This window comes from Paracidovorax anthurii (assembly GCF_003269065.1).
GTDB classification, from domain to species: Bacteria; Pseudomonadota; Gammaproteobacteria; order Burkholderiales; family Burkholderiaceae_C; genus Paracidovorax; species Paracidovorax anthurii.
Map to the genome: position 1 here is coordinate 1 of NZ_QLTA01000007.1, position 14,308 is coordinate 14,308.

A 14,308-nucleotide genomic window follows, 5' to 3' on the forward strand; every position below is an offset into this window, starting at 1 on the left:
GCCCAAGTGACTGATCGCAAGGGAGCGCTTGCGGCCTTCAAGCGCTGCAAGCGCTCGCTGGGGCGGGTGCAAAGTGTGCTGACGGACAGCGGTTACACAGGCGAGCCCTTCGCGCAAGGCGTCAAGGACATCCTGGGTGAGCATGTGACGGTGCAGATCGCCAAGAGAAGCGAGTTGCACACCTTCAAGGTCATGCCCAAGCGCTGGGTGGTTGAGCGCAGCTTTGCTTGGCTGGACAAGAACCGGCGGCTATGGAAGAACTGTGAGCGATGGCTCAACACCAGCTTACAGTTCGTCCACTTGGCGTTTCTGGCTCTGCTACTCAGAAGATCGTAAACACGTTCTTAGCTCGCGGTACCGGACCAGTGCTGAGGCCGACAAGTACACTGAGCAGCTGCAACGGAATCTGGCATTGGCGACCAAAGCTCAAGTAGCACGGCTGGCCATCGGCCGCTCACTGGCCATGGGGCGCCTGCCTGAAGGACAGGTTGACTCGAAGGGAATGGATATCCCTGCGAGTTCTCTGTTCTCAACGGAGAACATCGGCGCGTGGGTCGGTCTGCTCGTTACGCATGCGCGTGCTACCGGCTCCGAGCAAGTGTCTTCGCAGGAAAGCCTCCGGGGCGTCATTCGGGCGCACTGGCATCGTGGCGCAGTGGCACTCTGGGGTGACTGGACGTCGTCCGACCGAGACTACGACCGCTTCATAGAAACTCTGGTGCGCAGGTCCGAAATGCCGGACTTCGCTGACCACCAGCCGGACACCGACGGTGGGGACCCGCTAGGTGGCGCTGTAGAGCCTACGGCGCCGACAGATGCTTCCGCTCAGCTAACCAAGGCGCTTGCGGAGCTCGGCATCAAAGTCCAGGTCAAGGACGTCATCCAAGGACCTCGGCTGACCCGCTACAGGGTGCTGTTGGTCAATTTGGCTGACCTTGGCAAGCTAAATCGCAGCGTCGCTCAGCTCGGTCTGGCGATGAACCTTGGGCAAGCGGCTGCCACTGTTTCGAATGGAGACGAGCCAAAGACGGTTTTCATCGACCTCCCGCGTCCGAAGTCTTCATGGACGTCGGTAGGCATCGAGCGCCTGCGCGACTGGGCTAACAGAGCGTCGAAAGACACCAACCAACTCTTGCTCTATGCTGGTGTGTCAGTTACCGGCGAAGACGTGGTTTTCGACTTGGCCACTGCGCCTCATCTGCTGGTCGGGGGTACGACGGGCTCCGGCAAGAGCGTGTGCCTGCACTCGTTCCTTCTATCACTGTTGCTTCTGCACAAGCCGGACACGCTGCAGTTGGCACTCATTGACCCGAAGCAGGTCGAGTTCAAACCCTACGCCAAGTTGCCCAACCTCTACCGCGGCGAGATTGCTACGGAGGTGCCTCCTGCACGCGAGATGCTGACGGAACTGGTTGCGGAGATGGATGCGCGCTATGCGGTGTTCAACCGTCTCGGCGTGGCCAATATCAATGAAGCTCGCAAGAAGGGCCAGAAGCTGCCATCCATCGCGGTTTTCATCGAGGAAATGGCCGACTTTGTGATGCAGGATCAGCATGTTGAACCGCTCATCGCGCGCTTGGCACAGAAGGCACGAGCCGCCGGCATCCACTTGGTACTTGCTACGCAGCGTCCTGACGCAGAAACGTTCACGGGCTTGATTCGAAGCAATGTACCTGGGCGCGTTGCCCTCACCGTCCAGAAGGGCTCTGAATCGAACATCATCTTGGATGAGAAGGGGGCAGAAAATCTGCTGGGTCAAGGCGACATGCTGCTGCGGCTTCCTGGCGAAGCACCCCGGCGAGCGCACGGAGTGTTCGTCAAACAAGACAACGTCGTCCAATTGTTGGGCCCATTGACCAAGTGAGTCGGCTGAACGCGCAGCAAATGCCTGTCTGGTAGATTCGTTAAGGTGCCGCATCGCGCATTTCCCCGAGCCGACGGCCGCAGCTGTTGGGTAGCCGCCGTAAGCACCAGCGCGTTGGTGGTGACTGCAGATTGGTCACTCGGGGGTCACCTAGCTCCCGGTATAGGAGATTCCCGCGGATCATGGGGAACTACTAACGCGGCCGACGCGCCGGTTTCCCGAGATGCCCTGTCCACAAGGCAAGGCGTGGAAAACTGCGGGGCTGCTTAGCAGCTTGGGCCATGTTGCCTTCTCTTTACGGGCCTTTTAGCTTCAGTGGCTCCACCGGGTAGCCTCTATCGAAGATGTGCAAGCCATAGATTTCGCAACTTATAGTTCGCCGTTTCGCGTCCTATGCCTCGCTCTACAAACAAAAAATTCACACGTCAATATTCCCCGCACGCAACGCATTCGTCTCAATGAAGTCCCGCCGCGGCTCCACCTCGTCCCCCATCAGCATCGTGAACACCCGGTCCGCCTCGATCGCATCCTCGATCTGCACGCGCAGCAGGCGGCGGACTTCGGGGTCCATCGTCGTTTCCCAGAGCTGCTCGGGGTTCATCTCGCCCAGGCCCTTGTAGCGCTGGCGGCTGGTGGTGCGTTCGGCTTCCTTGATGAGCCAGGCCATGGCCTGGCGGAAGTCGCCCACTTTTTCCTCGCGCTGGCGCTCGCCCTCGCCGCGCTGGGCCTTGGCGCCCTCGCCCAGCAGGCCGCGGAAGGTGTTGGCGGCCTCGGCCAGGGCGGCGTAGTCGGCGCCGTGCACGAAGTCCTGCGTGATGATGCTGCTCTTGATGTTGCCGTGGTGGCGGCGGCTGATGCGCAGGATGGGCTTGTCGGTGCGGGCGTCGAATTCGCCGGCCACTTCGGCGGGCACGCCGGTGGTGGTGAGCTCGCGCAGCTTGGCCTGCAGGGCGACGGCGCTGGCCTCGGCGTCCTGCACGGTGTCCAGGTTCAGGGCCACGCCGTCGGCGATGGCGCGCAGGGCCTCGCGGTCCATGAAGGCGGAGAGGCGCGCGATGACGGCCTCGGCCACCTGGTGCTTCTGCGCCAGGGCGCTCAGGGTCTCGCCGTCCAGGGCGCGCGGCTGGTCGCCGCCGGTCGCCACGTTCGCGTCCTTGAGCGCCACGCGCAGCAGGAAGGTGTCCAGCGCTGGGCCGTCCTTCAGGTAGAGCTCTTCCTTGCCGTTCTTGACCTTGTAGAGCGGCGGCTGGGCGATGTAGATGTGGCCGCGCTCGACCAGCTCGGGCATCTGGCGGTAGAAGAAGGTCAGCAGCAGCGTGCGGATGTGGGCGCCGTCCACGTCCGCGTCGGTCATGATGATGATGCGGTGGTAGCGCAGCTTGTCCACGTTGAAATCATCCGCGCCGCCCTTGCCGGTGCCGTCGGTGCTGGCCTTGCCGATGCCGGTACCCAAAGCGGTGATGAGCGTGAGGATTTCGTTGGAGGTGAGCAGCTTCTCGTAGCGCGCCTTCTCCACGTTCAGGATCTTGCCGCGCAGCGGCAGGATGGCCTGGAACTTGCGGTCGCGGCCCTGCTTGGCCGAGCCGCCGGCGGAGTCGCCCTCCACGATGTAGATCTCGCTCAGGGCCGGGTCTTTCTCCTGGCAGTCGGCGAGTTTGCCTGGCAGGCCCATGCCGTCGAGCACGCCCTTGCGGCGGGTCATCTCGCGGGCCTTGCGCGCGGCCTCGCGGGCACGGGCGGCCTCGACGATCTTGCCGCAGAGGATCTTGGCGTCGTTGGGGCGCTCCTCCAGGTAGTCGGTGAGGGCCTTGGCGACGATGTCCTCCACGGGGGCGCGCACCTCGCTGGAGACGAGCTTGTCCTTGGTCTGGCTGCTGAACTTGGGCTCGGGCACCTTCACGCTGAGCACGCAGCACAGGCCTTCGCGCATGTCGTCGCCGCTCACCTCGACCTTGGCCTTCTTGGCCAGCTCGTTCTGCTCGATATATTTGCCGATGACGCGCGTCATGGCCGCGCGCAGGCCCGTGAGGTGGGTGCCGCCGTCGCGCTGCGGGATGTTGTTGGTGAAGCAGAGCACGGATTCGTTGAAGCCGTCGTTCCACTGCATGGCCACTTCCACGCCGATCTCGGTGCCGGGGATGCCGCCGTAGGTCTCGGCCGGGCGGCTGCCCGTGGCGTGGAAGGCGTTGGGGTGCAGCACCTTCTTGCTGGCGTTGATGAACTGCACGAAGCCCATCACGCCGCCGGCGCCGGAGAAGTCGTCTTCCTTGCCCGTGCGCTCGTCCCTCAGGCGGATGCGCACGCCGTTGTTCAGGAACGAGAGCTCGCGCAGGCGCTTGGCGAGGATCTCGTAGTGGAAGTCGTGGTTCTCCTTGAAGATCTCGGTGTCGGGCAGGAAGTGCACCTCGGTGCCGCGCTTGTCGGTCTCGCCGGTCACGCGCATGGGCGAGACCTCGACGCCGTTCACCGTCTCCAGGATGCGGTTCTGCACGAAACCCTGGCTGAATTCGAGCACGTGCACCTTGCCCTCGCGGCGCACGGTGAGGCGCAGCATCTTGCTGAGCGCGTTCACGCACGAGACGCCCACGCCGTGCAGGCCGCCCGAGACCTTGTAGCTGTTCTGGTTGAACTTGCCGCCCGCGTGCAGCTCGGTCAGGGCGATCTCGGCGGCCGAGCGCTTGGGCTCGTTCTTGTCGTCCATCTTCACGCCCGTGGGGATGCCGCGGCCGTTGTCCACCACGCTGATGGAGTTGTCGGAGTGGATGGTGACGATGATGTCGTCGCAGTGGCCGGCGAGCGCCTCGTCGATGGAGTTGTCCACCACCTCGAACACCAAGTGGTGCAGGCCCGTGCCGTCGGAGGTGTCGCCGATGTACATGCCCGGGCGCTTGCGCACGGCCTCCAGGCCTTCCAGGATCTGGATCGCACCCTCGCCGTAGCCGTCGCTGGGCGCGGCGGCCTGGGCGGGCACGGGGGGAGCTGCGAGGGTCTGCGCTTGGGTGTCGCCCGCGGGGGTGGTGGGCTCGGGCAGGGTGTTCTCAGCGGTCATGGAGGGCCTTGGGGTCCGGGGAAGCCTCGACAAGGCTTCCGGTGGGGTCAAAAGAAGTCATTCAGGCCTCATGTCGGCGGTTTTGCTGCATAGTTTGCTATTTAAAAGATAGCAACTGCGCGCCAACCGCGGGCCGGGCATCCATTCGTCAGATGCGCATGGGCATCACGACGTACTTGAAGTGGGCGTTTTCAGGGATGGTCATCAGCGCGGAGCTGTTGCCGTCGGAGAAGTCGATCTGGACCATGTCCTGGCCCATGTTGGCGAGCGCGTCGATGAGGTAGGTGACGTTGAAGCCGATCTCGATCGTGTCGCCGCCGTAGTCGATGTCGAGCTCGTCCACGGCTTCTTCCTGCTCGGCGTTGTTCGAGGCCACGCGCAGGGTGCCGGGTTCGAGGTTGAGGCGCACGCCCTTGAACTTGTCGCTCGTCATGATGGCCGTGCGCTGCAGGCTGGCCAGGAGCGGCGCGCGGCCCAGGGTGACGGTGTTCTTGTGGTTCTTGGGGATCACGCGGTTGTAGTCGGGGAACTTGCCCTCCACCAGCTTGGTGACGAACTCCATGCCGCCGAAGGTGAACTTCGCCTGGTTGTTGGCGAACTGCATCTCGATGTGGGGCTGGTTCTCGCCGCCGGCGTCCGACAGCAGGCGCTGCAGCTCCAGCACGGTCTTGCGCGGCAGGATGACTTCCTGCTTGGGCACTTCGACGTCGAGCGTGGCGCTGGCGAACGCGAGGCGGTGGCCGTCGGTGGCCACGAGCGAGAGCGTGTTGCCCTCGGCCACGAAGAGGATGCCGTTGAGGTAGTAGCGGATGTCCTGCACGGCCATCGAGAAGGACACCTGGCCCAGCAGGTCCTTGAGCACTTTCTGGGGCACGCTGAACGCGGGGCCGAAGGCAGCCGATTCCTGCACCAGGGGGAAGTCCTCGGCCGGCAGCGACTGCAGCGTGAAGCGGCTCTTGCCGCCCTTGAGGATCAGCTTGGACTGCTGGGATTCCAGGCTCACCGTCTGGTCGGCGGGCATGGTCTTGAGGATGTCGATCAGCTTGCGCGCGCCCACCGTGGTGGTGAAGTCGCCCGTGTCGCCGCCCAGCTCGGCCGTGGTGCGGATCTGGATCTCCAGGTCGCTCGTGGTGAGCTGCAGGGCATTGCCGGTCTTGCGGATCAGCACGTTGGCCAGGATGGGCAGCGTGTGCCGCCGCTCGACGATGCCAGAAACCGACTGCAGTACCGCGAGAACCTTGTCTTGCGTTGCCTTCAGGACAATCATGTCTTCAACCCCTAGTGATTTTTGCGATGGTGCACGGGCGGCCGGCGGCATGGGCGGCGCCCCCGCGTGCCATCCTCGGCCAACACGGCATTTTGCCCGTGAACCGAGGCGTTTCCCGGGGCGCGCGGGGCGATACCGGCGGCATGGGCCGTCATCAGCCCTTGAGCGTCTGCTCCAGCACGTGCAGTTGCTGGTTCAGCTCGGTGAGCTGCTGGCGCTCGGCCGCGATCTTGCGCACCGCGTGCAGCACCGTGGTGTGGTCGCGCCCGCCGAAGAGCTCGCCGATCTCGGGCAGGCTCTTCTGCGTGAGCTCCTTGGCGAGGTACATGGCGATCTGGCGCGGCCGCGCGATGCTGGCCGGGCGCTTCTTGCTGTACATGTCCGCGACCTTGATCTTGTAGTAATCGGCCACGGTCTTCTGGATGTTCTCCACGCTGATCTGCCGGTTCTGGATCGACAGCAGGTCGCGCAGCGCCTCGCGCGCGAGCTGGATGGAGACTTCCTTCTGGTTGAAGCGCGAATAGGCCAGGATCTTGCGCAGCGCGCCTTCGAGCTCGCGCACGTTGGAGCGCACGTTCTTGGCGACGAAGAAGGCCACTTCTTCGGGCATCTCGGCGCTTTCGGCGCGGGCCTTGTTGATCAGGATCGCCACGCGCATCTCCAGCTCGGGCGGCTCGATGGTGACCGTGAGGCCCGAATCGAAGCGCGAGACGAGCCGCTCGTGGATGTTGGCGAGGCCCTTCGGATAGGTGTCCGAGGTCATCACGATGTGGCTCTTCTTGGCGAGCAGCGCCTCGAATGCGTTGAAGAATTCTTCCTGCGTGCGGTCCTTGTTGGCGAAGAACTGCACGTCGTCGATCAGCAGCAGATCGAGCGAGTGGTAATGGGCCTTGAACTCGTCGAAGGTGCGGCGCTGGTAGGCTTTAACCACATCCGAGACGAACTGCTCGGCGTGGATGTAGAGAACTTTCGCGTCGGGCTTGTCCTGCAGCAGCCGGTTGCCCACGGCATGCACCAGGTGGGTCTTGCCCAGGCCCACGCCGCCGTAGATGAAGAGCGGGTTGTAGAGGTGGCCGGGCGAGCCCGCCACGTGCATGGCCGCCGAGCGCGCCATGCGGTTGGCCGTGCCTTCCACCAGCGTCTCGAACGTGAGGACGGGGTTCAGGCGCGAGCGGAACGGAGCGGCCGCGGGCTCGTCCGGCGCGGCGCCGCCCATGGCCGGCTCCATGGAGGCGGAGGGCTGTGGCGCCGTGGGCCGAATCACCGTGCGGGCAATGGCTTCCCGCTGAGCGAGCGCTAACTCCAGTGAGACGGGCTGGCCGTAGAGGCCTTCCAGCAGCGCGGCGATGCGGCCGGCATATTGGGCGCGGATCCAGTCGAGCTTGAAGCGGTTGGCCACCAGCAGGGTGACCTTGGAGAAGTCGGGGGCGACCTGGGCGGTGAGCGGCTTGATCCAGGTGTTGAACTGCTGTTCGGGCAGGTCCTGTGCGAGCTGCTCGACGCAGGCTTGCCACAGCCCCTGGCCGGGATCGGCGCCGGCGTCTTGGTGAGTGCTGCGGGAGAGTTCCTCGGTCATGAATTCGGCTTGTTGTTGTGGATAGGAGGAACGGATCAGGGCCGGCGATTGTAGCTTTTCAAGGGGTTATCCACAAGCTGCGAGGGGCCGGTGGCAGTGCTGCTATAAACGCGCCTGCCGTCGCTGCGGGCGTGGCCCGTGATCACTGGGGCCGACCGTTACCGCCCTGCGGGCATTGCCACACGGAACCAAGCCTGCGATAATCGCCGGTTTCCCTGAATGTGTTCAGGGCGATGAAGCCCGGGCGGCTCCTTTTTTGCAGGGTCATGCAAGAAAGGGAGCGTGCGGCTCGCGCGGTCCGGGTGCGGAACGCGTGACGGGGCCGGCCGATCGAAGCCGGGCCTGGAAACCACAGAACCTTCGAGGAATCGATCATGAAACGTACCTACCAGCCTTCCAAGACGCGCCGTGCGCGCACCCACGGTTTCCTCGTGCGCATGAAGACGCGCGGCGGCCGTGCCGTCATCAACGCACGCCGCGCCAAGGGCCGCAAGCGCCTGGCCGTCTGAGGCCGCCACGGCGTCCGGCCCGGTTCGCGGGCGGCGGTGGTTCCATGCAACGGCTCAAGACCCGTCCGCAGTTCCAGGCCGCCATGGCCGGTGGAACCATTTCTCGCACTGCGCATTTCGCGCTGCATCGCTTGCGCCTTGGCGCCCGTGCGGGCAGCCCCGTCGCAGGTACGCCATCGGCGCCTGATGCGCCACCCGCATCCCATGCCACAGGGCCCGGTGCCCTGCCCTTCGCCGGGCAGGCTCCGCAGGCCCTGTTCGGCGTGGATGGCGAGGCGCATGCCTGGCTGGGTGCGATGGTGCCCAAGCGCTGGGCGCGCCGCGCCGTGACGCGCAACACCATCAAGCGGCAGATCTATGCCGTGGGCTCCTGCTTCGAGCCGGGTCTGGGCGCCGCCGCCCACGTCGTGCGCTTGCGCGCGGCGTTCGACCGCAAGCAGTTCCCCAGTGCCACGTCGGAGGCGCTCAAGCATGCCGTGCGCGCCGAGTTGCTGCAGCTCTTCGGACAGGGCGTGCGCAAGCCCGGAGCGGTGCCGCGCGTGACGCCCGCCGCCACGGATGCGCTGCCTTCCGTGCCAGGAGCGCTCCAGCCGTGATGCGTGCGCTGCTCATGGCGCTGGTGCGCGGCTATCGCTTCTTCCTGAGCCCCTGGCTCGGTTCGGCCTGCCGTTTCGAGCCCACGTGTTCCGCCTATTCGCTGCAGGCGCTGGAGCGCCATGGCGCGGCAGTCGGCAGCTACCTCACGCTGCGGCGCCTCGCGCGCTGCCATCCCTGGTGCGACGGCGGCCACGATCCGGTGCCCGCCGAGCCGCCGCGCGCGATGCGCCTCTTCTCGCGGCTGACGGGTGCCGCCGCGGCCGAGACCCCCACCCCTTCCTCTCCAAAGAAGTCTTCATGAACGACATTCGCCGCACCATCCTGTGGGTGATATTTGGCTTTTCCATGGTTCTGCTGTGGGACAAGTGGCAAGTGCACAACGGCCACAAGGCCACCTTCTTCCCGGCGTCGGTGCCCGCCACCGCATCGGCGTCCGCTCCTGCTGGCGCCAGCGTGCCTGGTGGCGGCGTGCCCTCGCCCAGTGCCACGCTGGCAGCTCCCAGTGCACAGCAGGTGCCGGGCGGTGCCGTGCCGGCGCCCGCTGTGGCTGCGGCGCCGCGCGAGCGTGTCACCCTGATCTCCGATGTGCTGCGCCTGACGTTCGACAGCGAAGGCGGTTCCCTCATGCACGGCGAGTTGCTGCGCTACCCCGACATGGCGGACAAGTCCCGGGCATTCACGCTGCTGGATGACAGCACGCAGCGTTTCTACGTGGCGCAGACGGGCCTGATCGGCGGTGGCGCCTATCCCACGCACAAGACACCGATGGCCGTGGTTCCCGGCAACCGCACGTTGCAGGACGGACAGGACGAAATCAGCATCCGCTTCGAATCATCTGACCTGGGTGGCGTGAAGCTGGTCAAGACCTGGACTCTGAAGCGCGGCGCCTACGACGTCGCTGTGAAGCACGAAGTGGTCAACACTGGCACAACCCCCGTGTCGCCCCAGCTCTACCTGCAACTCGTTCGCGACGGCAACAAGCCGCCCGGAGAGTCGTCGTTCTATTCCACCTTCACGGGGCCGGCACTCTACAGCAGCGCCAAGAAGTACCAGAAGCTGGATTTCAAGCACATCAAGGAAAAGAAGGTCGAAATTCCTAGCGAGTCCTCTGATGGCTACATTGCCATGGTCCAGCACTACTTCGCCACCGCATGGATGCTGCCGGATGGGGTGAAGCGCGAGTTCCGTGTGGACTCTGCGGACATTGGAGTCATGACCCCCGACTGCTGCTACCGTATCCAGATGCTCACGCCCGTCGGCGAGATCGCGCCCGGCCAGAGCAAGACCATCGACGCGCGCCTCTTCGCGGGCCCGCAGATCGAGACCATGCTCGAAAAGCTCACGCCCGGCCTGGAACTGGTCAAGGACTATGGCTGGCTCACCATCCTCGCCAAGCCGCTCTACTGGTTGCTGGACCAGCTCCACAAGGTGCTCAACAACTGGGGCTGGTCCATCGTGGCCCTGGTGTTCCTGCTCAAGATCGCGTTCTACTGGCTCAACGCCAAGGCCTATGCCTCCATGGCCAAGATGAAGGCCATCAATCCCAAGATCATGGAGATGCGCGAGCGCCTGAAGGACAAGCCGCAGCAGATGCAGCAGGAGATGATGCGCATCTACCGCGAGGAGAAGGTCAATCCGATGGGCGGGTGCTTCCCCATCATGATCCAGATCCCCGTGTTCATCGCGCTCTACTGGGTGCTGCTGTCCAGCGTGGAAATGCGCAACGCGCCCTGGATCGGCTGGATCAGGGACCTTTCCTCGCCCGACCCGTTCTTCATCCTGCCGCTGCTGATGACGGCCAGCTCGCTGCTGCAGACCGCGCTCAACCCCGCGCCGCCGGACCCGCTGCAGGCCAAGATGATGTGGTTCATGCCGCTGATCTTCAGCGTGATGTTCTTCTTCTTCCCGGCCGGCCTGGTGCTGTACTGGCTCACGAACAACATCCTGTCGATCGCGCAGCAGTGGATCATCAACCGTCGCATGGGCGTGCCGCCGGAATTCAACCTGCCGAAGTTCCGCTGACCCCACCCCTGAATCGTCCGGAGCACCGCTTGCGCGGTGCGCCATCCGGACAATCCCCAACGGCCGCCTTCGTGCGGCCGTTGTCATTTGGGTACGATGATTGCTAGTCTTGCTGTCTTCTATCGACTCCCTTTTCTGGAGGTTTTCGGATGAAGCAGCGTTTGACTTTCTCTCTCGGAGCGGTCGCTCTCGCGGCGTTGTTGGCGACGGGCGGCGCGGGCGCGGCCACGATGCGCTGGGCTGGTGCGAACGACATCCTCACGGTGGATCCCCATGCGCAGAACCACCAGACCACCCATGCATTCCTGCAGCAGGTCTACGAGAGCCTGGTGCGCTACGACAAGAACTACCAGATCGAGCCCGCGCTGGCCACGAAGTGGACGCAGGTCTCGCCCACCCAGATGCGCTTCGAATTGCGCAAGGGCGTCAAATTCCACGATGGCGCGCCCTTCACGGCCGACGACGTGGTGTTCTCGCTCACCCGCGCGATGACGCCGCCGTCCAACATGATGTCGTCGGTGCAGAGCGTCAAGGAGGTGAAGAAGGTCGATGACTTCACCGTGGACCTCATCCTCAAGGGGCCGAGCCCCGTGCTGCTGCGCGAGCTGACCGAGGCGCGCATCATGAACAAGGCCTGGGCCGAGAAGAACAACTCGACGAAGGCGCAGGACTATGCCGCCAAGGAAGAGAACTACGCGTCCCGCAACGCCAACGGCACCGGCCCCTTCACCATGGTGGGCTGGCAGCCCGACGTGAAGGTCACGCTCAAGAAGAACCCCAACTGGTGGGACAAGCCCGCGGGCAATATCGACGAGGTGGTCTTCACGCCCATCAAGTCGGCCGCCACGCGCTCGGCCGCGATCATCTCGGGCCAGGTGGATTTCGTGTCCGATCCGCCGCCGCAGGACCAGGCCCGCATCAAGGCCAACCCGGACCTCAAGCTCATCGAGGGTGCCGAGAACCGCACCATCTATCTGGGCCTGGACCAGTTCCGCGACGAGCTGCCGAACGCGGGCGTGCCCGGCAAGAACCCGCTCAAGGACAAGCGCGTGCGCCAGGCGCTCTACCAGGCCATCGACATCGCGGGCCTCAAGAGCCGCACCATGCGCGACCTCTCCGTGCCCGCCGGCGTGATGGTCGCGCCCATGGTGCACGGCTGGAGCAAGGAGCTGGATGCGCGCGCCTCCGGCTACGACGTCGAGGCCGCCAAGAAGCTGCTGGCCGATGCCGGCTATCCGCAGGGCTTCTCGCTCACGCTCGAATGCCCCAACGACCGCTACGTGAACGACGAGGCCATCTGCCAGGCCGTGACCGCGATGTGGACCCGCATCGGCGTGAAGACGCGCCTGCAGACCTATCCCATGGCCACCTACCTGCCGCGCGTGATGAACACCGAGGTCAGCGCCTACCTCTTCGGCTGGGGCGTGGCCACGTTCGACGCCCTCTACACGCTCGACTCGCTCATGCACTCCAAGGACGGCAAGGGGCCGGGCGTCTACAACGCGGGCCGCATCAGCGACAAGGAACTGGACGCCAAGATCGACCAGATCAAGACCGAGATGGACACGGCCAAGCGCGACGCCCTGATCCGCGACGCGCTACAGACCGTGAAGGACCAGTACTACTACCTTCCCCTGCACCACCAGATCCGGCCCTGGGCGATGCGCAAGGGCATGGACACGGTGTACCGCGCCGACGACCGGCCGATGCCGACCTGGACCACGATCAAGTAAGCCGCCGGCACATCGGCACACTGGCACGAGAGCCCGCTTAGGCGGGCTTTTTTCATCGACGGGCCGCCCCGAGATGAAAAGCACTCCCTTGAGCGCAGCGAGGGAGCGTGGGGGCCTTGTTCCATGGGGCCGCGGCTATCATGCGCCCTCCTTCGACCGCCCCCCGCCCTTTCCTGGACCGCTCCCGCATGCTCGCCCGCCACGCCGACCCCATCGCTGCCATCGCCACCGCGCCGGGGCGCGGCGCCGTCGGGATCGTGCGCGTCTCGGGCAAAGGGCTTGCCGCCCTGGTGGAAGCTCTCTGCGGCCGTGCCCTGCGCCCGCGCGAGGCCACGTACCTGCCCTTCCGCGATGCCGCGGGCGGGACCATCGACCAGGGGCTGGCGCTCTACTTTCCGGCGCCGCACAGCTATACCGGGGAAGACGTGCTGGAGCTGCAGGCGCACGGCGGCCCGGTCGTGCTGCAACTCCTGCTCGCACGCTGCCTGGAGGCGGCGGCCGGGCCCGATGCGGCCACGGGACGACCGCGCCTGCCGGGCCTGCGCCTGGCGCAGCCTGGCGAGTTCACCGAACGGGCTTTCCTGAACGACAAGATCGATCTGGCCCAGGCCGAGGCGATCGCCGACCTCATCGACGCCAGCACCGAGGCGGCGGCGCGCAGCGCCAGCCGCTCGCTCGCGGGCGCGTTCTCGCAGGAGATCCATCGCCTGCGCGATGCCCTCGTGCACCTGCGCATGCTGGTGGAGGCTACGCTCGATTTCCCCGAGGAGGAGATCGACTTCCTGCGCAAGGCCGATGCCCATGGCCAGCTCGCGACGCTGCAGGCCACGCTCGCGGAGGTGATGCTCCGTACGCGCCAGGGCGCGCTGCTGCGCGAGGGGATCAAGGTAGTGATCGCGGGGCAGCCGAACGCGGGCAAGAGTTCGCTGCTGAATGCGCTCGCCGGCGCCGAACTGGCCATCGTCACGCCCATCGCCGGCACCACGCGCGACAAGGTGCAGCAGACCATCCAGATCGAGGGCGTGCCTCTGCACGTGATCGACACGGCGGGTCTGCGCGAGAGCGACGACGAGGTCGAGCGGATCGGGATCGAGCGCGCCTGGAAGGAAATCGAAGCGGCCGACGCCGTGCTCTTCCTGCACGACCTCACGCGCGCGGATGCTCCTGAATATGTAGCGGCAGACGCAGTGATTGCGGCGACTATCGCGCGAAAAGTGCCTGAACACGTGCCCGTGATCGAGGTATGGAACAAAAGCGACCGCGCAGGGGACATCGGCCCCGGCGATGGCGTGGAGGCCGGCGGCCCGGGCCATGCGGCCGTGCGGCTTTCGGCGCGCACGGGTGACGGCCTCGACGCGCTGCGCCGGTTGCTGCTCGACGTGGCCGGCTGGCAGTCGGCCCCCGAAGGGGTGTACACCGCGCGCGCGCGCCACGTGCAGGCCCTGCAGGCGGTGGACGGGCACCTGATGGAGGCGGCCGCCCAGCTGCAGGCCCAGGGGCCGGCGCTGGACCTGCTGGCCGAGGAGCTGCGCCTGGCCCAGCAGGCCCTGAATGCCATCACGGGCGAATTCACGTCCGACGATCTGCTCGGGGTGATCTTCTCCAGCTTCTGCATCGGGAAGTAAGGGACGCTCCCGTGCTGTGGGATGTTTGTAAGGAGAGGTAAGGCCGCCTTGTGCCCCACGGCGCAC

General features: G+C 65.4%; 11 protein-coding genes. 8 read left to right on the forward strand and 3 right to left on the reverse strand.

Annotation, left to right across the window (positions count from 1 at the left end):
• A partial coding sequence (locus AX018_RS05150; RefSeq protein WP_146749221.1) for a transposase occupies window positions 1–336 on the forward strand: 336 nt, incomplete at its 5' end.
• A 76-nt stretch (window positions 337–412) separates the two neighbouring features.
• Complete coding sequence (locus AX018_RS05155; RefSeq protein ID WP_245951438.1) at window positions 413–1,864, forward strand: FtsK/SpoIIIE domain-containing protein; 1,452 nt, start codon at window positions 413–415, stop codon at window positions 1,862–1,864.
• 418 nt (window positions 1,865–2,282) lie between these two features.
• Here AX018_RS05155 and gyrB read toward each other — a convergent pair whose 3' ends face one another.
• From gyrB to dnaA, 3 genes are all read right to left on the reverse strand, one after another.
• Entirely contained in the window at window positions 2,283–4,913 is a 2,631-nt protein-coding gene (gene gyrB, locus AX018_RS05160; protein WP_111876242.1) for a DNA topoisomerase (ATP-hydrolyzing) subunit B, read from the reverse strand.
• 148 nt (window positions 4,914–5,061) lie between these two features.
• Window positions 5,062–6,180 (reverse strand): DNA polymerase III subunit beta, encoded by a 1,119-nt coding sequence (dnaN, locus tag AX018_RS05165; protein WP_111876243.1) that lies wholly within the window; start codon window positions 6,178–6,180, stop codon window positions 5,062–5,064.
• A gap of 154 nt (window positions 6,181–6,334) precedes the next feature.
• Entirely contained in the window at window positions 6,335–7,756 is a 1,422-nt protein-coding gene (gene dnaA, locus AX018_RS05170) for a chromosomal replication initiator protein DnaA (RefSeq protein ID WP_111876244.1), read from the reverse strand.
• Between the two features lie 374 nt (window positions 7,757–8,130).
• Here dnaA and rpmH point away from each other — a divergent pair, with 374 nt between their 5' ends.
• The 6 genes from rpmH (at window position 8,131) to mnmE (ending at window position 14,242) form a co-directional block, all read left to right on the forward strand.
• Entirely contained in the window at window positions 8,131–8,265 is a 135-nt protein-coding gene (gene rpmH, locus AX018_RS05175) for a 50S ribosomal protein L34 (protein ID WP_005798102.1), read from the forward strand.
• A gap of 44 nt (window positions 8,266–8,309) precedes the next feature.
• Entirely contained in the window at window positions 8,310–8,861 is a 552-nt protein-coding gene (locus tag AX018_RS05180) for a ribonuclease P protein component (RefSeq protein ID WP_111876245.1), read from the forward strand.
• Window positions 8,858–9,163: a membrane protein insertion efficiency factor YidD gene (gene yidD / locus AX018_RS05185; RefSeq protein WP_111876246.1), complete on the forward strand. Its 306-nt coding sequence runs from the start codon at window positions 8,858–8,860 to the stop codon at window positions 9,161–9,163. Before AX018_RS05180 ends, yidD begins: the two co-directional genes overlap by 4 nt.
• Window positions 9,160–10,884 carry a membrane protein insertase YidC gene (gene yidC / locus AX018_RS05190; RefSeq protein WP_111876247.1) on the forward strand — a complete coding sequence of 575 codons (1,725 nt, stop codon included), beginning with the start codon at window positions 9,160–9,162 and terminating at the stop codon, window positions 10,882–10,884. The genes yidD and yidC overlap by 4 nt, the downstream gene beginning before the upstream one ends.
• A gap of 149 nt (window positions 10,885–11,033) precedes the next feature.
• Window positions 11,034–12,617, forward strand: a complete 1,584-nt coding sequence (locus AX018_RS05195; protein ID WP_111876248.1) for an ABC transporter substrate-binding protein — start codon at window positions 11,034–11,036, stop codon at window positions 12,615–12,617.
• A gap of 188 nt (window positions 12,618–12,805) precedes the next feature.
• On the forward strand, window positions 12,806–14,242 hold the full coding sequence (gene mnmE / locus AX018_RS05200) for a tRNA uridine-5-carboxymethylaminomethyl(34) synthesis GTPase MnmE (protein ID WP_111876249.1): 1,437 nt from the start codon (window positions 12,806–12,808) through the stop codon (window positions 14,240–14,242).
• Window positions 14,243–14,308: the final 66 nt, after the last annotated feature.

Bases quoted from the DNA above. Each gene is read 5' to 3' on its own strand.
- gyrB (WP_111876242.1), bottom strand. From the start codon at position 4,913: ATGACCGCTGAGAACACCCTGCCCGAGCCCACCACCCCCGCGGGCGAC.
- dnaN (WP_111876243.1), bottom strand. From the start codon at position 6,180: ATGATTGTCCTGAAGGCAACGCAAGACAAGGTTCTCGCGGTACTGCAG.
- dnaA (WP_111876244.1), bottom strand. From the start codon at position 7,756: ATGACCGAGGAACTCTCCCGCAGCACTCACCAAGACGCCGGCGCCGAT.
- rpmH (WP_005798102.1), top strand. From the start codon at position 8,131: ATGAAACGTACCTACCAGCCTTCCAAGACGCGCCGTGCGCGCACCCAC.
- AX018_RS05180 (WP_111876245.1), top strand. From the start codon at position 8,310: ATGCAACGGCTCAAGACCCGTCCGCAGTTCCAGGCCGCCATGGCCGGT.
- yidC (WP_111876247.1), top strand. From the start codon at position 9,160: ATGAACGACATTCGCCGCACCATCCTGTGGGTGATATTTGGCTTTTCC.
- AX018_RS05195 (WP_111876248.1), top strand. From the start codon at position 11,034: ATGAAGCAGCGTTTGACTTTCTCTCTCGGAGCGGTCGCTCTCGCGGCG.
- mnmE (WP_111876249.1), top strand. From the start codon at position 12,806: ATGCTCGCCCGCCACGCCGACCCCATCGCTGCCATCGCCACCGCGCCG.